The 17,922-nt window shown below is 65.0% G+C and carries 17 protein-coding genes; 6 read left to right on the forward strand and 11 right to left on the reverse strand.

The genetic code is table 11. The annotated features are described in order from the left end of the window. Nucleotides 1–119 precede the first annotated feature (119 nt). The 7 genes from flhA to ACVWYI_RS08700 form a co-directional block, all read right to left on the reverse strand. On the reverse strand, nt 120–2,261 hold the full coding sequence (flhA, locus tag ACVWYI_RS08670; protein WP_354047542.1) for a flagellar biosynthesis protein FlhA: 2,142 nt from the start codon (nt 2,259–2,261) through the stop codon (nt 120–122). Nucleotides 2,262–2,560: 299 nt separating this feature from the next. Continuing rightward, a complete protein-coding gene (locus ACVWYI_RS08675) occupies nt 2,561–2,863 on the reverse strand; it encodes a copper-binding protein (RefSeq protein WP_456661685.1) in 303 nt (100 codons plus the stop codon). 11 nt (nt 2,864–2,874) lie between these two features. Then, on the reverse strand, nt 2,875–3,333 hold the full coding sequence (locus ACVWYI_RS08680; protein ID WP_456661686.1) for a cupredoxin domain-containing protein: 459 nt from the start codon (nt 3,331–3,333) through the stop codon (nt 2,875–2,877). Between the two features lie 35 nt (nt 3,334–3,368). Beyond that, nucleotides 3,369–4,700, reverse strand: coding sequence for a copper oxidase (locus ACVWYI_RS08685; RefSeq protein ID WP_456661687.1), 1,332 nt, complete (start codon nt 4,698–4,700; stop codon nt 3,369–3,371). A 13-nt stretch (nt 4,701–4,713) separates the two neighbouring features. After that, nucleotides 4,714–6,138, reverse strand: a complete 1,425-nt coding sequence (locus ACVWYI_RS08690; protein ID WP_456661688.1) for a TolC family protein — start codon at nt 6,136–6,138, stop codon at nt 4,714–4,716. Between the two features lie 8 nt (nt 6,139–6,146). Further along, entirely contained in the window at nt 6,147–6,431 is a 285-nt protein-coding gene (locus ACVWYI_RS08695) for a hypothetical protein (protein WP_456661689.1), read from the reverse strand. A 79-nt stretch (nt 6,432–6,510) separates the two neighbouring features. Continuing rightward, complete coding sequence (locus tag ACVWYI_RS08700; protein ID WP_456661690.1) at nt 6,511–6,930, reverse strand: hypothetical protein; 420 nt, start codon at nt 6,928–6,930, stop codon at nt 6,511–6,513. A 251-nt stretch (nt 6,931–7,181) separates the two neighbouring features. Between ACVWYI_RS08700 and ACVWYI_RS08705 the strand changes: the two genes are divergently transcribed. Beyond that, nucleotides 7,182–8,369 (forward strand): MFS transporter, encoded by a 1,188-nt coding sequence (locus ACVWYI_RS08705; protein WP_247348959.1) that lies wholly within the window; start codon nt 7,182–7,184, stop codon nt 8,367–8,369. Here ACVWYI_RS08705 and ACVWYI_RS08710 read toward each other — a convergent pair. Both ACVWYI_RS08710 and ACVWYI_RS08715 read right to left on the reverse strand, forming a co-directional pair. Further along, nucleotides 8,366–8,773 (reverse strand): DUF4864 domain-containing protein, encoded by a 408-nt coding sequence (locus ACVWYI_RS08710; RefSeq protein WP_456661691.1) that lies wholly within the window; start codon nt 8,771–8,773, stop codon nt 8,366–8,368. The genes ACVWYI_RS08705 and ACVWYI_RS08710 overlap by 4 nt on opposite strands. Before the next feature lie 52 nt (nt 8,774–8,825). Further along, complete coding sequence (locus tag ACVWYI_RS08715; RefSeq protein WP_456664496.1) at nt 8,826–9,464, reverse strand: TetR/AcrR family transcriptional regulator; 639 nt, start codon at nt 9,462–9,464, stop codon at nt 8,826–8,828. 240 nt (nt 9,465–9,704) lie between these two features. On the opposite strand from ACVWYI_RS08715, the gene ACVWYI_RS08720 reads away from it, so the two are divergent. The 3 genes from ACVWYI_RS08720 to ACVWYI_RS08730 are packed head-to-tail and all read left to right on the forward strand — an operon-like array spanning nt 9,705 to nt 13,508. Beyond that, a complete protein-coding gene (locus tag ACVWYI_RS08720; protein WP_456661692.1) occupies nt 9,705–10,202 on the forward strand; it encodes a (2Fe-2S)-binding protein in 498 nt (165 codons plus the stop codon). Then, nucleotides 10,199–11,254: an FAD binding domain-containing protein gene (locus ACVWYI_RS08725; protein ID WP_456661693.1), complete on the forward strand. Its 1,056-nt coding sequence runs from the start codon at nt 10,199–10,201 to the stop codon at nt 11,252–11,254. The genes ACVWYI_RS08720 and ACVWYI_RS08725 overlap by 4 nt, the downstream gene beginning before the upstream one ends. Continuing rightward, nucleotides 11,247–13,508, forward strand: coding sequence for a xanthine dehydrogenase family protein molybdopterin-binding subunit (locus ACVWYI_RS08730; RefSeq protein WP_456661694.1), 2,262 nt, complete (start codon nt 11,247–11,249; stop codon nt 13,506–13,508). The genes ACVWYI_RS08725 and ACVWYI_RS08730 overlap by 8 nt, the downstream gene beginning before the upstream one ends. Before the next feature lie 22 nt (nt 13,509–13,530). On the opposite strand, the gene ACVWYI_RS08735 is transcribed toward ACVWYI_RS08730, so the two are convergent. Continuing rightward, nucleotides 13,531–14,079 (reverse strand): cupin domain-containing protein, encoded by a 549-nt coding sequence (locus tag ACVWYI_RS08735; RefSeq protein ID WP_135176788.1) that lies wholly within the window; start codon nt 14,077–14,079, stop codon nt 13,531–13,533. 161 nt (nt 14,080–14,240) lie between these two features. On the opposite strand from ACVWYI_RS08735, the gene ACVWYI_RS08740 reads away from it, so the two are divergent. Continuing rightward, nucleotides 14,241–15,569 (forward strand): aspartate aminotransferase family protein, encoded by a 1,329-nt coding sequence (locus tag ACVWYI_RS08740; protein WP_247348951.1) that lies wholly within the window; start codon nt 14,241–14,243, stop codon nt 15,567–15,569. A gap of 71 nt (nt 15,570–15,640) precedes the next feature. Continuing rightward, entirely contained in the window at nt 15,641–16,906 is a 1,266-nt protein-coding gene (locus ACVWYI_RS08745; RefSeq protein ID WP_456661695.1) for a D-amino acid dehydrogenase, read from the forward strand. A gap of 275 nt (nt 16,907–17,181) precedes the next feature. Here the strand turns inward: ACVWYI_RS08745 and ACVWYI_RS08750 are convergent, their stop codons facing one another. Next, on the reverse strand, nt 17,182–17,838 hold the full coding sequence (locus ACVWYI_RS08750; protein WP_456661696.1) for a helix-turn-helix domain-containing protein: 657 nt from the start codon (nt 17,836–17,838) through the stop codon (nt 17,182–17,184). Nucleotides 17,839–17,922 lie beyond the last annotated feature (84 nt).

The following is a 17,922-nucleotide window of genomic DNA, read 5'->3' on the forward strand; positions in this document are numbered from 1 at the left end:
ATTATTTCAAAGCGGTAATGTATCTGTCCGGTGCCTTGCCAGCCGTTCGTCGACAAGGCCCCCGAAACTGAAAAAACCATTTGCCTGTGGCCAAAAAACACACGGCTTCTTAAGGCAAATCAGATGCTTCCGACTGTTTTCAACCTCGCCCGGGGGTGGATTTCGGCCTGCGACAGCACCGTCGTCTGGGCACGGAACCGCTCGACCAGGGAGCGCACGAAGGGACGAATTGCCGCAGAGGTAACCAGCACCGGGGCCTCGCCTTCGCGCGCGGCCCGCTCGAAGGCCTCGCGCACGCCGGTCATGAACTCCGACAGCTTTGAGGGCTGCATCGCGAGGCTGCGCTCTTCGCCTTGGCCGATAATGGATTCGGCAAAGGCTTGCTCCCAACGGGCCGACAGCGCAATCAGCGGCAGGTAGCCGTTGTAGGAGGTGTTCTGCGCACAGATCTGCCGCGCCAGGCGGGCGCGGACGTGTTCGACCATCGTGGCGGGATTGCGCGAGAAGGCGAGCGAGTCGGCGATGCCTTCGAGGATGGTCGAGAGGTCGCGGATCGAGATGCGCTCGGCGAGCAGCAGCTGCAGCACGCGCTGGATGCCGGAGACCGTGACCTGCCCCGGCACGATATCCTTGACCAGCTCGCCTTGCTCCTTCGGCAGCTCCTTGAGCAGCTTCTGCACCTCGCCATAAGAGAGCAGGTCCGACATGTTGGCTTTGAGCAACTCGGTGAGATGGGTCGAGAGCACGGTCGCGGCGTCGACGACGGTGTAGCCCTTGAGCGAGGCCTCCTCCTTGAGACTGGCATCGACCCAGGTCGCGGGCAGGCCGAAGGTCGGCTCGGTGGTGTGGATGCCGGGCACCTGCACCTGGCTGCCGCCGGGGTCCATGACCATGAACTGGTTCGGCCAGATCTTGCCGGTGCCCGCGTCGACCTCCTTGATCTTGATGATGTAGGTGTTGGCTTCGAGCTGGACGTTGTCGAGGATGCGCACGGCCGGCATCACAAAGCCCATCTCGATCGCGAGCGAGCGGCGCAGCGCCTTGATCTGCTCGGTGAGGCGGTCGGTGCCGTCGGGGCCATTGACCAGCGGCAGCAGGGCATAGCCGAGCTCGATCTTGAGGTCGTCGATCTTCAACGCCGAGGAGATCGGCTCCTCCGCCGCCGCGGAGCCCGATGCGCCCGGCGTTCCCGGCGCGGGCGCAGTCTTGGCGGCTTCGTCGGCCTTGGCGGTCGCCCGCTTGCGGTTGCGCGCGTTCCAGGCAAGGGCGCCGGCGCCGGCGCCGAGCGCCAGGAAGGGGATGGTCGGAATGCCCGGCAGCGCGGCCAGCACCAGCATGACCGCCGAGGACATCGCGAGCGCCTGCGGATAGCCGGAGAACTGCTTCATCAGCGCCTTGTCGGCGGCGCCGGAAACGCCGGCCTTGGAGACGAGCAGGCCCGCAGCGGTCGAAACGATCAGCGCCGGCACCTGGGTGACGAGGCCGTCACCGACGGTCAGCAGCGTGTAGCTGCGGCCGGCGTCGGCAAAGGAGAGGCCCTGCTGCGCCACGCCGATGATCATGCCGCCGACGACGTTGATGAAGACGATCAAGAGGCCGGCGATGGCATCGCCGCGGACGAACTTGGAGGCGCCATCCATAGCACCGAAGAAGCCGCTCTCGTCCTCCAGTTCCTTGCGCCGCTCCTTGGCGACCTTCTCGTCGATCAGGCCGGCGGAGAGATCGGCGTCGATCGCCATCTGCTTGCCGGGCATGGCGTCAAGGTGGAAGCGGGCCGCGACTTCGGCGATACGGCCCGAACCCTTGGTGATGACGACGAAGTTGACGATGATCAGGATGGCGAACACGATGATGCCGATGACGAAATTGCCGCCCATCACGAAGCTGCCGAAGGCCTCGATGACGTGACCGGCCGCGTCCGTGCCCTCATGCCCGTGCGACAGGATCAGGCGGGTCGAGGCCATGTTGAGCGACAGCCGCAACATGGTCGAGATCAGCAGGACAGTCGGGAAGGCGGAGAATTCCAGCGGCGTCTGGATGAACAGCGACGTCATCAGGATCAGGATCGAAAGCGTGATCGAGATCGCCAGGAACAGGTCCAGCACGATCGCGGGCAGCGGCAGGATCAGCACCACCAGGATGGTGAGGACGCCGAGCGCCAGCGCGATGTCGCCGCGCCTGAGGATGTTGCCGATCTCGGCAAGGGTGGGGAAGCCGGCATTCGTGCTGCCTGCGCCCTGTCCCGCGGTGACATCGACCATGGTAGCTGCCTCTCCGCGCGACTGCCGTCCGCGCGCCCCAAACGTCTGCGCGGCGGCCGAAGGGCCGCCGTTCCGAAAGTGAGGCACCGCACTGGCGTCCACAGGGAACTCCCCGTTCTACGCGGCTGACGACACTCGACTCCACTCGGCAATTCTTGCCGGGTGTATGGTTAGCAAACGGTTAATAAACAGTGCGGCAAGGGGGCAGACCGGGGTATTTCGGGGCCGGTCAGGTTGTCATTCCGGGTTCGCGCCAGGAAGCGCGCCCCAGAATGACCATGATGGAATGCCGGCAGGGGCTACTTTGCCTTCTCCATCTTCGTCACCGTGTACCCCGAAGCCGCCTCCTCGGCTTCGAAGGTCACGTTGTCGCCGACCTTCACCTGCTTGAGCAAAGCAGGGTCCTTGACGCGGTAGACCATGGTCATGGGTTCATCCATGCCGAGGCTTTTCGCGGGCCCGTGCTTGAGCGTGATCTTGCCGGCGCCCTCGTCGATCTTCTTCACCTCGCCGCTGATCGCGGCGCCCTGGGCCGCCAAGGCACCTGCGGCAAGGCCGACGGTTAGCGACAGCGCTGCGGCGATACGGATGATGCGGTTCATGGGGGTCTCCTCTATTGCTTCACGGTGACTTGGCCGACCATGCCGTAGTCGCGGTGGTCGGGAATCAGGCAGGAAAATTCGAACGTGCCAGCCTTGCTGAACTTCCAGAGGATTTCGGCCGTCTTGCTCGGCGCGAGCCTGACACCGTTGGGATCGTCGTGCTCCATGTGCGGATGCTTCTTCATCTCCACCGCATGCGCGAGATTCTCCTTGGTGGTGGCGAGCAGGAATTCATGGTCCTCCCTGCCGACATTGCGCAGCACGAAGCGGATCTGTTCGCCGCGTTTGACCTCGATCCGGGCGGGTGCGTAGTCCATCTCGTTCAGCAGGATCTCGATGGTGCGCGCGGGCTTTTTGGGATCGCCGGGCTCGCCGGCCGAAAAGGTGCCGTGCCCGTGCTGGTCGTGAGCAAAGGCCGGCGCGGTCGAAAGCGCAGCCAGCGCGAGACCGAGCTTGATCGTTTTCTTCATTGGTATCTCCAGTTGGTGGTGGTTCATCGAAACGCTCACATCTTCATCTTGTGCATCGGCGTCCCTTGTTGCCGCGTCGGCTCCGGGGCCGGCGCCTCGACCTCGTAGGCGACGCTGCCTTTCGGGAATTGGTAGGGGCCGGGATCGCGATAATCGTCGCGCGCGAGGTCCTCGCGGATCTTCATCACCGTGAACATGCCGCCCATCTCGATCGGGCCGAACTGGCCGGTGCCGGTCATCATCGGCAGCGTGTTGTCGGGCGCGGGCATCTCCATGTTCCCCATCGCCATACCGGTCGAGCCCATCGCCATGCTATCGGGCGCGAGCTTGCCGACGGCCTTGGCAAGATCCTTGCGCGACACGCCGATCAGGTTGCGCATGTCGTGTCCCATCGCATTCATGGTGTGATGCGATTTGTGGCAGTGGAACGCCCAGTCGCCGGGATTGTCGGCGAGCACGTCGAACACGCGCACCGCGCCGACCGGCACGTCCGTCGTCGTCTCGGGATATTGCGCGCTCTCGGGAATCCAGCCGCCGTCGGTGCAGGTCACGGCAAAGCTGTGGCCATGCAAATGGATCGGATGGTTGGTCATGCTGAGATTGCCGATGCGCACGCGCACCTTGTCGCCGAGCCGCACCGGCAGCGGATCGATGCCCGGGAATACCCGCGCATTCCAGGTCCACATGTTGAAGTCGGTCATCTCGTTGACTTGCGGCAGATATGTGCCGGGATCGACCCGATAGGTGCTCATGACGAAGACGAAGTCGCGGTCGACGGGCCGAAAGCTAGGGTCGCGCGGATGCACGACGACCATACCCATCATGCCCATCGCCATCTGCACCATCTCGTCGGAGTGCGGGTGGTACATGAAGGTCCCGCTCTTCCTCATCTCGAATTCGTAGACGAAGGTCTTTCCGGGCTGGATGTGCGGCTGGGTCAGCCCGCCGACACCGTCCATGCCGCTGGGAATGATCATGCCGTGCCAGTGCACGGTGGTGTATTCGGGCAGTCTGTTGGTGACGAAAATACGCAGCTTGTCGCCCTCGACCGCTTCGATCGTCGGGCCCGGCGACTGGCCGTTATAGCCCCACAAATTTACCTTCATACCCTCGGCGAATTCGCGCACCACGGGCTCGGCGACGAGATGGAATTCCTTCCAGTCGCCGTTCATGCGAAACGGCAGCGACCAGCCGTTCAGGGTGACCACGGGGCGATAGTCCGGCCCGCTGATGGGGTACAGCGGCGGCTGCATCACCGCCTTGTCCATGTGCGGGGCTTCCGGAATCGCGGCGGCCTGCGCCCGGCCGCTGACGACGGATGCGCTGGCTAGCGCGGCAGTGCCCAAGAACCGTCGGCGTGAAAACATGTTTGCCTCCATGTCAGTGGCCGCCATCGGCAGGCGCTGCCGCGGCGATGCTGGTTGAATTGTCGCTACCAGAAGCAGGCGCGCCGCCGCCGTTGACGGCGGTCTGCAAGTCGGACTGGGCGAGAAAGAATTTTTGCTTCGCGTCGATCGCGCCGCGCAGCGAAGCCAGGCGCTGCCGCGCTTCGGTGAGCAGTGCGAAGATATCGACCTGCATGCTGGAGAAGCGGAGCTGCATCTCCTCGGTGATGATTTTTCGCAAGGGCAGGATCTCGCGCTGGTAGTGGCCGGCGACGTCGTAGCTGGAGCGATAGACACGATAAGCATCGCGCGCCTCGGAGCGCACATTGACGGCGCGTTCGGTCAGGCGGTTGAAGGCGAGGTTGTAGGTCTCCGCCGCCTGCCGCACCCGTACCTCGCCGCCGTCGAAGATCGGGATCTGGAACTGCACGTCGAAGCCGCGTTCGCGGAACGGCGCGCCCTCCGGATCCTGGGTGCGGCGGGAGATGCCGGCGAGATCGAGCAGTGTCACGAAGCGCGTCGCCTCGGTGATGTCGAGCGATTTTGCCAGCGCCGTCAGCTCCAGCCGTGCGATCTGCAAGTCGATGCGATGGGCGACTGCGTCGGCTTCGATCGAAGGCAAGGCCAGCGGTCGGCGCGGCAGCGGCGGCAGTTGGTTGGGCAGACGGAAATCGAGTCCGCCGTCCCACAGTCCCATCAGGCGCGCCAGCTTTTCGCGCGCGCTCGTTGCGGTCTGCCGCACGGTTGCGAGGTCGGCGGTGGTTTCGGCGTAGAAAACCTGCTCGCGCGCCTGGTCGAGCTTGTTGATCGAACCGGTTTCGCCGAGCTTGACTGCGAGCTGTGCGGTCGATTCCGCCGTCGCCTTTGCGTCTGTCAGCAGCGCCACCATCTCGTTGCCGGCGACCGCGCGAAAATAAGCGCGGCGGACATCGGCGGCGAGCCGCAATGTCGCCAGCGCCGCGCGCAACTGGGCCTGACGAAAGCGGTCGCGTGCGATCTCGGAGCGGAACGGTAGGGTGGCGAGCGCGAGGATGTCGCCGACCACCTGACGTTCGATTTCGCTGGCGCCGTTGCCCGAGATCCGCGAGATCGAGAACACGGGATTGGGCGGCAGGCTTTGCTCGACCAGATCGGTCTCGGCCAGCGCCAGCTCGTTATAGGCGGCCTGCAGTCCCTTGTTGTCGAGCAGCGCGATCTGCACGGCGGTCTCGACGGTCAGTGTGCGCGAGAGCAGGTGGCGAACGCGCGCGTCGACCGCGCCGGCTCCCTCGGTCGTTCGCACGAAGGCGACGTCCTTGTTGATGGTCTGGCTCGTCAGCTCCGAGACGGCATTCATGCCGCCATCGGGCGAAAACGCGGCACAGCCCGACAAGCCGAGCGAGGCAAGAACGAGCAGGCTGCGCGCAAAATGATGTGTCACGGACGCTCCTACCGGTCTTGCTTCGGCTGCGGCGCGACACCGTCGTTGCGCTCGCGCCATGGTGCCGGCGTCGCCGGCCGCAGGCTGTCGTAGGGTGCAATCGTCGAACGATAGAAGGTGCGCGCCACCTTCGCGGAGGGATCGGCGGGATCGGCGCCGGCCATGGGTGCAGTTGCCGGCATACAGCCGGACAGCGCCAATGCCATTGCGGCCACCAGCGGCCACTTGAATCGAAAATGTCGTCCACGCACAGCAAGTGCGGCGGCGGACTTCGCCCCGGAAAGCGTAAGCATAATTCATCCCTGATCTGTCAGAAGACCACAGGCTCGCGCGCGCAGATGCGCGCTCGTCCTGATGTCATCGAATGTCAGATCAGGCGATGGGAGGGCGGTAGAGCAGGGGCGGCGTCGCGCTGTGCAGGCTGGCCACGATCTCGGGCGCGCAGGCGGAAACCGGCTGAAGCGGTTTTGCGACGCTGGGCAGGTCGGCCGGCAGCGCAAACACGCACATCATCGCACAGCACGGTCCTGGCGTACCCTTCCCGTCGTGATGATGCGGAGCGGGCGCGTCCTGCGCGGCGGTCCGTTGATGCGCATGTGCCCCCGCGTGGTCGTGCGAGGAATCGCCATGCGTATGGCTCGTCTGCATCTGATGATGCGCGGGCACGATGTCGGCGAGCAGGACGTCGTCAAGGCATGGTGCCGGACCTTGACCCCAGGCGAGGCTTGCGGCCGGCGCGAGCACGCAAAACAGATAGGCGAGGGCAATGAGGCGCCCCACCCTGATCCGCATCGATCGTGTCAATCGCAGCAACATTCCGCCGACATACGCTCCGCGCGGCGATGTTGCACACGCTGATTGCAGATTAATGGCAAACCGTGCGGTCGCCAAGCTCCTTCTTACCGCAGTGCACCGTGCATGCCCAATATCGCGCCACAATGCTTGACCCTGTGGCGATCCGCGACCATGGTCCACTCGTGCACGCACCAAATCATTCAGGACAAACGCCTGAGACATTCAGCCCTGATTCCCGTCAGGCCTGGATGCGGCTTGTGATTGCGCTTCTGATCGGCTCGATCGGCGGCGTCGGCATGTGGGCCATCGTGGTCATGATTCCCGCGGTGCAGACCGAATTCGCCGCGACGCGCGGCGCGGTGTCGCTGGCGTTCACTCTCATGATGTTCGGCTTCGGGCTTGGCGGCGTGATCGCCGGCAAGATCACGGATCGCTTCGGCATCGTGTGGGCGATGGCGATCAGCATCGCTTTCCTCGGCGTCGCCAATGTGCTCGCGGGTCTGTCGACCCAACTCTGGCAGTTCGTGGCGGCGTATTTCCTGATCGGGCTCGGCACCTCCGCAACCTTCGCGCCCCTGATGGCTGAGGCCTCGCACTGGTTCGAGCGCTATCGCGGCCTTGCCGTGACCATCGTTGCGAGCGGCAATTACGTCGCCGGCACGATGTGGCCGCCGATGGTGAATTGGGGCATGCAGACGATCGGCTGGCGCTACACGCATATCGGCATCGGCCTCGTCTGCGTGAGCTTGATGACCATCCTGGTGCTGGTCCTGCGCACGCAGATGGGCGACGACAAGGTGCGCAATCATGCCAATGCTCCGCCGCCGCGGGTCGATCTCAAGCTTTCGACCAACACGCTGACGGTGCTGCTCTCGATCGCCAGCATCTCCTGCTGCGTGGCGATGGCGATGCCGCAGGTGCATATCGTCGCTTATTGCGGCGATCTCGGCTACGGCGTGGCACGCGGCGCCGAGATGCTGTCGTTGATGATGGCCTGCGGCATCGTCAGCCGGATCGGCTCGGGCTTCCTTGCCGACAAGATCGGCGGCATCCCCACGTTGCTGATCGGGGCATTGGCGCAAGGCTTTGCGCTGGTGTTCTATTTGTTCTTCGACAGCCTCGCCTCTCTCTACCTGATCTCCGCGATGTTCGGCCTGTTCCAGGGCGGCATCGTACCGAGCTACGCCATCATCGTGCGCGAGGCGATGCCGGCGAGCCAGGCCGCAACGCGCGTCGGCATCGTGATCTTCGCCTCGGTGTTCGGCATGTCCTTCGGCGGCTGGGTGTCCGGGATGATCTTCGATGCCACCGGCTCCTACGCCGCAGCGTTCGCGAACGGCGTGGCGTGGAACGCGCTCAATATCGGCATCGTTCTGACGCTCCTGATCCGGTCGCGGATGAACGCGGTCAGGGCGAGACCGGGTTTCGCAACCTAAACCTCTCGCCCTGCCTTCAGCAGCGAGCAGCCGGTGATCTTGTAGCTGCCGTCGCCCTGCTGTTCGAGCGTGTAGAGCGCCTCCCAGGCTTCGCCATCGGCATCGACGATGTGAACGCGCTGGGAAATCGACTTACCTTCGCTCTTGCTGTCACCGAATTCAAAGCTCTTGTGCCGGTAAACCGGCGCGTAGCCGTTTTGCACCATGGACATGAAGATATCGGGCGCGGGGAATAACTCCCTGACCGCCGGTGCGGCGTAGGAATAGGCGGCTGCCGCATCGCGGCGGCCGAACGCCTGCTCCTGGGCGCGAATCACGCCCTGCGCCGTTGCGACATCGTCGGCGCGTGCCGAGACAGAGCTGAAGACGACAATGAGACAGACGAGCAAGGCGGCGATGCGCATGACAGGCTCCGCGTTGATATCCGGCGGCGCCCATCCTAGCACATCTGCGCAGCTATCGCTTCCGTTTCGCGACCGGCTTCGCCGCTTTGGCGGCGGGCTCCTTGGCTTTCGCGACCGGCTGCACGCGCAAGCCGTCGACGAACACGTCGAGCATCCGCAGCACCGAGGATTGCCAGCCGGGCTGGTCGTGCATGTAGCACATGCCGACAAGGGCCCGCAGCAGGTCCTCCGGACTGACGTCGCTGCGCATCTGGCCCGCCGCGACCGCGCGGTCGAGCAGCGAGCCGATTGCCTTGGTCAGACGCTCCATCGAGAAGGCAGCCAGGTCCGACGAACTCTGGAACGTCAGCGCCAGCGCGGCCGACATGCCCTTTTTCGTGGCAACGAATTCGACGTTGGAGCGCAGCCAGCGCCGCAGCGCATCGACCGGGTCCTTCGCATTCTTCAACTGCTCGGCAAGCTCGCTGAGGTGTTCGACCTCGCGCCGGTACACCGCCTCGAACAAATCCTCGCGCGTCGGGAAATGGCGATAGAGCGTGCCGATGCCGACGCCGGCGCGTTTTGCGACGGCCTCCAGGCTCGCCTCGGGGCCGCCCGCATTGAACACGGTTTTCGCCGCCTCGAGCACGCGCTCGCGATTGCGCAGGGCATCGGCGCGGGGCTTCCGGGTCTGGGCGGTGTGCTCGTCCATCCACGCAATGTAGATCACGAATTGGTTAGATTGAACCCTTGGCTAGCTGCATCGCGTTGATGCGCACGGGCTTTTGACGAATTCCAAATATTTCCCGCCGGCCCTTGTTAAGCGGAGGCTGCCTCCGTATCTTCGCTGAAGTCGTTACCCCGGATGATGTTCGGGGGGCGCATGTCGACAGCGGCCACGGCGGTGGCGCGCTGCGCGACGACTCATGTCCATATCTGATCGGAGCCTTGTATGAACCACTCCATCAGCCTCACCGTGAACGGTGCGCGGCGCGACTTCGTCCTCGACGATCCGCGCGTCACGCTGCTCGATCTCCTGCGTGAGCGCCTCCATCTGACCGGAACCAAGAAGGGATGCGACCGCGGCCAATGCGGCGCCTGCACCATTCTCGTCGACGGCAAGCGCATCAACTCCTGCCTCGCGCTCGCCATCAGCCATGATGGCGCCGATATCCTCACCATCGAAGGCGTTGCTCGCGGCGACCAGCTTCATCCCGTGCAGGCCGCCTTCATCGCCCATGACGGTTTTCAGTGCGGCTTCTGCACGCCCGGCCAGATCATGAGCGCCATCGGCATGATGAACGAGGCGCAGGCCGGCAACGATCCCGAGCGCATCCGTGAATGCATGAGCGGCAATCTGTGCCGCTGCGGCGCCTATGCCGGCATCGTCGATGCCGTGCTCGACGCCCAGGCGGGTATGGACGAATCCAATCAGAGGCGCTCCGCATGAAGCAATTTGATTACGTCAGGCCTGTCACGGTTGCCGAGGCCGTCGCTGCCGCCGCGCAGCCGGGTGCGGCCTATCTCGCTGCCGGCACCAATCTGCTCGATCTGATGAAGGGCGGCGTCAGCCGTCCGGATCGTCTGGTCGACGTCACGCATCTCGACGGGCTCGACCGGATCGAGCGCCTCGCCGACGGTGGTGTGCGTATCGGCGCATTGGTGGGCAATGCTGATCTCGCGCATGACGCGGACTTTGCAAGGTCCTATCCGGCCGTCGCTGAAGCGCTGCTCTCCGGCGCATCGGCGCAGCTGCGCAATGCGGCGACCGTCGGCGGCAATCTCCTGCAACGGACGCGCTGCGCTTATTTTTACGACACGGCCAGCCGTTGCAACAAGCGCGAGGCCGGCAGCGGCTGCGACGCGCGCGACGGCGAGAACCGCACCCACGCCGTGCTCGGCTGGAGCGAAAGCTGCATCGCCACGCATCCGTCCGACTTTTGCGTACCGCTGGTCGCGCTTGACGCCGTCGTCGAGATCGAGGGCAGGAACGGGCGGCGCGAGATCGCGCTCGACGAACTGCACCGTCTGCCCGGCAATACGCCCGAGCGTGAATCTGCGCTCGAGCCCGGCGACCTGATCGTCGCGGTGCGTTTGCCGCCCGCGGCACGCAGCTTTGCCGCGCATGCGCGCTATCTCAAGGTCCGCGATAGAACTTCCTACGCCTTCGCCGTCGTCTCCGCTGCGGCTGCGTTGCAGATCGAGAACGGCAAGATCGTGGACGCGCGGCTTGCGCTCGGCAGCGTCGCCGCAAAGCCCTGGCGCGCCCGAGCCGCGGAGGACGTGCTCAGGAACGTCGCGCCAACAGCCGACGCTTTCCAGGAGGCCGCATGGCGCGCGCTCGCCGACGCAAAGCCGTCGGGCGACAACGCCTTCAAGATCGAGCTCGCGCGCCGCATCGTCGTGCGCGCGCTGACCCTCGCCACTGCCGGTACGCCCGCGCGTATCCCCGCGCTGCCGGCCTCTCCCTTTGCCTCGACGTCCGGAGCCATTCATGCCTGAGCTAAATCTCACCAGCGCGCCCGCCCATCTGCGCCACGGCTCGAATATCGGCCAGCCTCTGACCCGCCGCGACGGGGTCCTCAAGGTCAAGGGGCAGGCGACCTACGCCGCCGACAATCATCCGTCCGGCATGCTGTTTGCTGTGATGGCCGTCGCCGGCATTTCGCGCGGCCGTGTGACCTCGCTCGATGTCGCCGCTGCCAAGCGCCATCCCGGCGTCGTCGATGTCATGACATCAGACCACAAGCCTGAGCTCGCGATCGATCCTGAGATCAAGACCAATCCATTCGTATTCCGGATGGAGGTGTTGCAGAGCAATGAGGTCCGCTACGCCAACCAGCCCATCGCCGTCGTGATCGCCGAGACGCTGGAAGCGGCCACGGAAGGCGCGGCGTTGCTGGCGCCGCGCTATGAGACGCTGCCCGCGCTCGTGGGACTCGACGCCGGCGAAGGTTTCGTGCCGCCAGTTGTGGGCGTGGGCAATCCGACCGAAAATCACCGCGGCGATGTCGAGGCCGGCCTTGCCGCTGCAGAGAAGCAGATCGACGCGATTTACGAGACGCCGCCGCAATATCACAACGCGATGGAGCCGCATGCGATCGTGGCAAGCTGGGATGGCGACAGTCTGCAGATCGACATGCCGACCCAGGGTCTCATGCTGTCGCTTGCGCGTGTTGCCGAATTGTTCGGCATCGCGCACGACAAGATCCACATCCGCAGCCCGTTCCTCGGCGGCGGCTTCGGCTCGAAGGGACTCATGGCTGGTCCTCCGGTCCTCGGCATCATGGCGGCAAAGCTCGTCGGCAAACCGGTCAAGCTGGTGCTGCGCCGCGAGCAGATGTACGGCCCGGTCGGTCATCGCGCGCCGACGCGGCAGCGGCTGCGCATCGGCGCCGACGGCGAGGGGCGCCTGACCGCGCTCGATCACCATGCGAGGACCGTGTCGAGCACGTTCGACGATTTTTACGAGCCCGCAGCGGATGCCTCGCACACGCTCTATGCCGCGCCTGCAATCCGCACCTCGCACGACGCCGTGCGCGTCAACACAGGCACGCCGCTATTCATGCGCGCGCCCGGCGAGGCGCCCGGATCGATCGCGCTGGAGAGCGCGATCGACGAGATGGCTTGGGCCTGCGGCATCGATCCGCTCGCCTTCCGCCTGAAGAATTATGCCGAGGTCGAGCCGATCACCGGCAAGCCGTTCTCGTCCAAGGCGCTGCGCGCCTGTTACGAGCAGGGCGCTGCGCGCTTCGGCTGGGCGAAGCGACCGCTCCAGCCGCGGCAGATGCGCGACGATGCCGGCCTCCTGGTCGGCTGGGGCATGGGCACCGCGACCTTCCCGGCGCTGATGTTCCAGGCCGAAGCGCGTGCGGTGCTTCGCCGCGACGGCTCCGGCGCGATGGAGATCGGCGCGCATGACATGGGGCAGGGCGCCTGGACGGCGCTCGCGCAGATCGCGGCCGACGAACTCGGGCTTGATATCGACCGCGTCGAGTTTAAGGCGGGTTCATCCGACCTGCCCGATGCCGGCATTGCCGGTGGCTCCGCGCATACGGCGACCGCAGGTGCCGCAATCCACAGCGCCGGCGCGGCCGTGATCGCAAAGCTCGCCGATCTCGCCACCAACGATGAGCGCTCGCCGCTGTTCGGTGCCGGCAATGCCGGCGTGATCGCGCGCGATGGCAGGCTGATCCGACGCGACGACGAAAGCCGCGGCGAGGGCTATTCCGAGATTCTCGCGCGCGCCGGCGTTGCCGAGGTCGAGGCGCGCGGCACCGGCGCGCCGAATCCGGCGGCGATGGAGGAGTATGCGATGCACGCCCATGGCGCCGTGTTCGCGGAGGTAAAGGTCGATCCCGAACTCGGCCAGGTCCGCGTCACCCGCATGGTCGGCGCCTTCGCCGCGGGGCGTATCGTCAATCCGCGCATGGTGCAGAGCCAGCTGTTCGGCGGGATGATCTGGGGCATGTCGTTCGCGCTGCACGAGGAGGCCATCACCGACCGCCGCAGCGGCCGGATCATGAATGCCAATCTCGGCGAGTACCACATCCCGGTGAATGCCGACGTGCCGCCGCTCGACGTGGTCATGGTCGAGGAGCACGATCCGCATGTGAACGCGCTCGGCATCAAGGGCGTCGGCGAAATCGGCATCACGGGCAGCGCAGGCGCGGTCGCCAACGCGGTCTGGCATGCGACCGGCGTGCGTGTGCGTCGTTTCCCGATCCGGATCGAGGATCTGTTGACGCAGCTTTGAAGGCCTTCGGCCTGCCGCCGCCTCAAAACGTCGGCGGTGTGCAGGCCGAGATCACTTCGCACGGTTTGCCGCCGACGCAGCGGAATCGATGCGGGCGTCGGCTCTCGAAGTAGTAGGCGTCGCCGGGATTGAGGATGCGGCGCTCGTCCTCGACGGTGACTTCGAGCTTTCCGGAGATCACGATGCCGCCTTCCTCGCCGTCATGGACGAGGTGGACGCGCCCGGTGTCGCTGCCGGGCTCGTAGCGCTCCTTCAGGATCTGCAGGCTGCGACCGAACAGATTGTCGCCGATCTGGCGGTAGGAGATCGGCTTCTTGCCGACCTCGGTCAGCTCTTCCGAGCGATAGAAAATCTTGCGCCGGCTCTCCGGCTCCAGCGCAAAGAATTCGGCGAGCCCCATCGGAATGCCGTCGAGGATGCGCTTGAGCGCCCCCACGGACGGGTTCATCTGGTTGGACTCGATCAGCGAGATCGTCGAATTGGTGACGCCCGCACGCTTGGCGAGCTCGCGCTGCGACAGCTTCTGGCGCGCCCGGATAAATCGCAGCCGTCCACCGATATCGACGCTCATGTCCTGGTCCTTGCTCTGGTCCCGTGTTGCAGGTGTTGCGGATCGCGCAAATATGGCCCGGCAGCCCCAGTGAAATCAATGGGTTGCTGGCGTACAGAAAAGGACTTGTTGCGCTTTTAAAGCCGTGGCTCTGGTAGCATGTCAGCAAAGGAGCGTGGCCCGTGACCCTTCATCAGATTCCGAACACCATCAAGACCGACTCGTTCTGGATGCCGTTCACGGCCAACCGGCAGTTCAAGAAGGCGCCGCGCCTGTTTTCCTCGGCCGAGGGCATGCACTACACCACCGTGGACGGCCGCAAGGTGATCGACGCCTCCGCCGGCCTCTGGTGCGTCAATGCCGGCCATGGCCGCAAGCAGATCGCCGCCGCGGTCGAGCGGCAGCTGATGACGCTGGACTTCGCGCCGTCGTTCCAGATGGGCCATCCGCTGGCGTTTGATTTCGCCGAGCGCCTCGCCGAGATCGCGCCCAAGGGCCTCGACCGCATCTTCTTCACCAATTCCGGCTCCGAGTCGGTCGACACCGCGCTGAAGATCGCGCTCGCCTATCACCGGGCCAACGGTCAGGCGAGCCGCACCCGCCTGATCGGCCGTGAGCGCGGCTATCACGGCGTCGGCTTCGGCGGCACCTCGGTCGGCGGCATGGTCGCCAACCGCCGCGCCTTCGCCACCCTGCTGCCGGGCGTCGACCACATCCGCCACACCCACGATCTCACCCGCAACGCTTTCGCCAAGGACCAGCCGGAGCACGGCGCCGAGCTCGCCGACGATCTCGAGCGTCTGGTGGCCTTGCACGGCGCCGAGACCATCGCCGCCGTCATCGTCGAGCCGGTGCCGGGTTCGACCGCGGTGCTGCCGCCGCCGAAGGGCTATCTCCAGCGCCTGCGCGAGATCTGCGACAAGCACGGCATCCTCCTGATCTTCGACGAGGTCATCACCGGGTTCGGTCGCCTCGGCACCCCGTTCGCAGCCAACTTCTTCGGCGTCACGCCAGATATGATGACGACGGCCAAGGGCATCACCAACGGCACCGTTCCCTGCGGCGCGGTGTTCGCAAGCCGCAAGGTGCATGACGGCCTGATGGTCGGCCCGGAGAACGCGATGGAGCTGTTCCACGGCTACACTTATTCGGCGCATCCGGTCGCCTGCGCCGCTGGTATCGCCACGCTCGACATCTACAAGGACGAAGGCCTCCTGACGCGCGGCGCGTCGATCGCCGAATACTGGCGCGATGCGCTGCATTCGCTGAAGGGCCTGCCCAATGTCGTCGACATCCGCAATTGCGGCCTGATGGGTGCGGTCGAGCTGTCGTCGCGTGACGGCACCGTCGGTGCGCGTGGCTACGATGTCATGGTCGACTGCTTCAATCGCGGGCTGTACTTCCGCATGAGCGGCGACTCCTTTGCGCTGTCGCCGCCGCTGATCGTCGAGAAGAGCCACATCGACGATATCGTCTCGATCCTTGGCGACGCCATCAAGCGGGTGGCCTGATAAATTGCTCTCGCCGTTGCGGAGTGTCCTCTTGCAGCGGCGAGCGTAATGCCGCGGGAGTTTGACGAAGCGTGAAAGTTTTGATCCTCGGCAGCGGTGTCATCGGTGTCACCTCTGCCTACTACCTCGCGCGTGCCGGTCATGAGGTAACGGTCGTCGACCGTCAGCCAGAGCCGGCGCTCGAGACCTCCTTTGCCAACGCCGGCGAAGTGTCGCCCGGCTATTCGTCGCCGTGGGCCGGCCCCGGCGTACCGGTGAAGGCAGTCAAATGGCTGCTGATGAAGCACGGCCCGCTGGTGATCCGGCCGAAGCTCGACCCCGTGATGTGGGTCTGGCTGCTTAAAATGCTGCGCAATTGCACAAGCGAGCGCTATGCGATCAACAAGAGCCGGATGATCCCGATCGCGGAGTACAGCCGCGATTGCCTGCGTGACCTGCGCCGCGACATCGGCATCCAGTATGACGAGCGCTCGCAGGGCACGCTGCAGCTGTTCCGCTATCAGGCTCAGCTCGACGGCACTGGCGAGGACATCGCCGTGCTCAAGCAATATGGCGTGCCTTACGAGGTGCTGAGCCGCGAGGGCTGCGTCGCGGTCGAGCCGGCTCTGGCGAGCGTGAAGGAGAAGTTCGCTGGTGGCCTTCGCTTGCCGCAGGACGAGACCGGCGACTGCCACATGTTCGCGCAGGCGCTGGCCAAGCATGCCGAAGCGCTCGGCGTGCGCTTCATGTTCAACACCGGCATCGATCGTATCGTCACCGACGGCGGGCGCGTCAGCGGTGTCGCGACCAGCGCCGGATTGTTGCAGGCAGATAGCTACGTCCTCGCGCTCGGAAGCTGGTCGTCGCGGCTGGTCGCGCCGCTCGGCATTTCGCTGCCGGTCTATCCCGTGAAGGGCTATTCGATCACGGTGCCGATCAAGGACGCCTCCGGCGCACCGGAATCCACCGTGATGGACGAGAGCTACAAAGTGGCCATCACCCGTTTGGGAAATCGCATCCGCGTCGGCGGCACCGCCGAAATCTCCGGCTTCTCGAGCCAGCTCTATGATGCGCGGCGCGCCACGCTCGATCATTCGCTGACCGATCTGTTCCCGCGCGGCGGCGATCTCTCCAAGGCGACGTTCTGGAGCGGTCTGCGGCCGATGACACCGGACGGCCCGCCTGTGATCGGGGCAACGCAATACGCCAACCTCCATCTCAACACGGGCCACGGCACGCTCGGCTGGACCATGTCCTGCGGCTCCGGCCGCGTGCTCGCGGACATGCTGTCGGGCAAGAAGCCGGACGTCGATGTCAGCGCGTTGACGGTGGATCGATACAAATATCGGTTCGGGTAAGACTCTATCCTCTCGTCATTGCGAGGAGCGAAGCGACGAAGCAATCCAGAGTGTCTCCGCGGTGAGAGTCTGGATTTGCTTCGCTTCACTCGCAATGACGGCTTGGAGGCTCCGCGTATTCCATCCATCACCGTCGCCCTGAGGTGGCCGCTTCTTCAGCGGCCCAATCGAAGGGCGACGGCCCGGCTCTATCGGGCCCGTGCATCCTTCGAGGCTCGCTTTGCTCGCACCTCAGGATGACGGGACTGAGATCGTGCTCGCGGAGCGAAAAGAAACTACCCCGCCCCCGTCACGCAATTCACCCACAGCACCACGGCTTTCGCATCCTCAGCCGGATTTGAAAACCGGTGCGGCCGCCGGCTCGCGAATCTAAAACTGTCGCCCGTCTTCAGCGACCATGTCTCGCTGTCCACCGTCAGCATCATCTCGCCTTCGAGCACGAGGCCGGCTTCCTCGCCGTCATGGGCGTAGAGCTCATCACCAGTGGAGCCGCCGGGCTCCAGATGCACCAGGAACAGATTGAGCCGGTTGTCGGCACTGGCCGGACTCAGCAATTGCTTCGACACGCCGGTGCGCCAGAGTTTCAGTTCGGGCCGCTGAAGCCCGCGCGTGACGATTTGGTTGGATGCACCGTCGGCGTTCGGGCTCGCGCCGAACAGCGCGGCGATGCCGACGCCGAGCACGTCGGAAAGCGTCGCCAGCACGCGCAGCGACGGCGACGACAAGCCGCGCTCGATCTGGCTGAGGAAGCCGATCGACAGGTCCGTGCGCGAAGCGATCGTCTCGAGCGAGAATTGCCGGATGCGCCTGAGATCGCGAATACGACGCCCGACCGCGACGTCCATCGCCGGCTCGGCCGCTTTGGCGATAGCCTTGGTGTTGGCTTTGGCCTTCACCTTCTTTGCCGGCTTTGCGGCGGCCGGTCTGCGCATTCTTTTGCCACCGCTCACGTCAAACCGCTTCCTTCATGTGCATGAAAACCGCTTGCATCGCTCGTGAAAGTGTGACCAAATTTT

The sequence above is a fragment of the Bradyrhizobium sp. LB13.1 genome, assembly GCF_054056815.1.

What these genes read in the sequence shown, in the direction of transcription:
- ACVWYI_RS08680 (WP_456661686.1), bottom strand. Translation starts at nt 3,333, where the DNA reads ATGAAGAAAACGATCAAGCTCGGTCTCGCGCTGGCTGCGCTTTCGACC.
- ACVWYI_RS08695 (WP_456661689.1), bottom strand. Translation starts at nt 6,431, where the DNA reads ATGCTTACGCTTTCCGGGGCGAAGTCCGCCGCCGCACTTGCTGTGCGT.
- flhA (WP_354047542.1), bottom strand. Translation starts at nt 2,261, where the DNA reads ATGGTCGATGTCACCGCGGGACAGGGCGCAGGCAGCACGAATGCCGGC.
- ACVWYI_RS08700 (WP_456661690.1), bottom strand. Translation starts at nt 6,930, where the DNA reads ATGCGGATCAGGGTGGGGCGCCTCATTGCCCTCGCCTATCTGTTTTGC.
- ACVWYI_RS08715 (WP_456664496.1), bottom strand. Translation starts at nt 9,464, where the DNA reads ATGGACGAGCACACCGCCCAGACCCGGAAGCCCCGCGCCGATGCCCTG.
- ACVWYI_RS08730 (WP_456661694.1), top strand. Translation starts at nt 11,247, where the DNA reads ATGCCTGAGCTAAATCTCACCAGCGCGCCCGCCCATCTGCGCCACGGC.
- ACVWYI_RS08685 (WP_456661687.1), bottom strand. Translation starts at nt 4,700, where the DNA reads ATGTTTTCACGCCGACGGTTCTTGGGCACTGCCGCGCTAGCCAGCGCA.
- ACVWYI_RS08720 (WP_456661692.1), top strand. Translation starts at nt 9,705, where the DNA reads ATGAACCACTCCATCAGCCTCACCGTGAACGGTGCGCGGCGCGACTTC.
- ACVWYI_RS08710 (WP_456661691.1), bottom strand. Translation starts at nt 8,773, where the DNA reads ATGCGCATCGCCGCCTTGCTCGTCTGTCTCATTGTCGTCTTCAGCTCT.
- ACVWYI_RS08675 (WP_456661685.1), bottom strand. Translation starts at nt 2,863, where the DNA reads ATGAACCGCATCATCCGTATCGCCGCAGCGCTGTCGCTAACCGTCGGC.
- ACVWYI_RS08750 (WP_456661696.1), bottom strand. Translation starts at nt 17,838, where the DNA reads ATGCGCAGACCGGCCGCCGCAAAGCCGGCAAAGAAGGTGAAGGCCAAA.
- ACVWYI_RS08725 (WP_456661693.1), top strand. Translation starts at nt 10,199, where the DNA reads ATGAAGCAATTTGATTACGTCAGGCCTGTCACGGTTGCCGAGGCCGTC.
- ACVWYI_RS08705 (WP_247348959.1), top strand. Translation starts at nt 7,182, where the DNA reads ATGCGGCTTGTGATTGCGCTTCTGATCGGCTCGATCGGCGGCGTCGGC.
- ACVWYI_RS08735 (WP_135176788.1), bottom strand. Translation starts at nt 14,079, where the DNA reads ATGAGCGTCGATATCGGTGGACGGCTGCGATTTATCCGGGCGCGCCAG.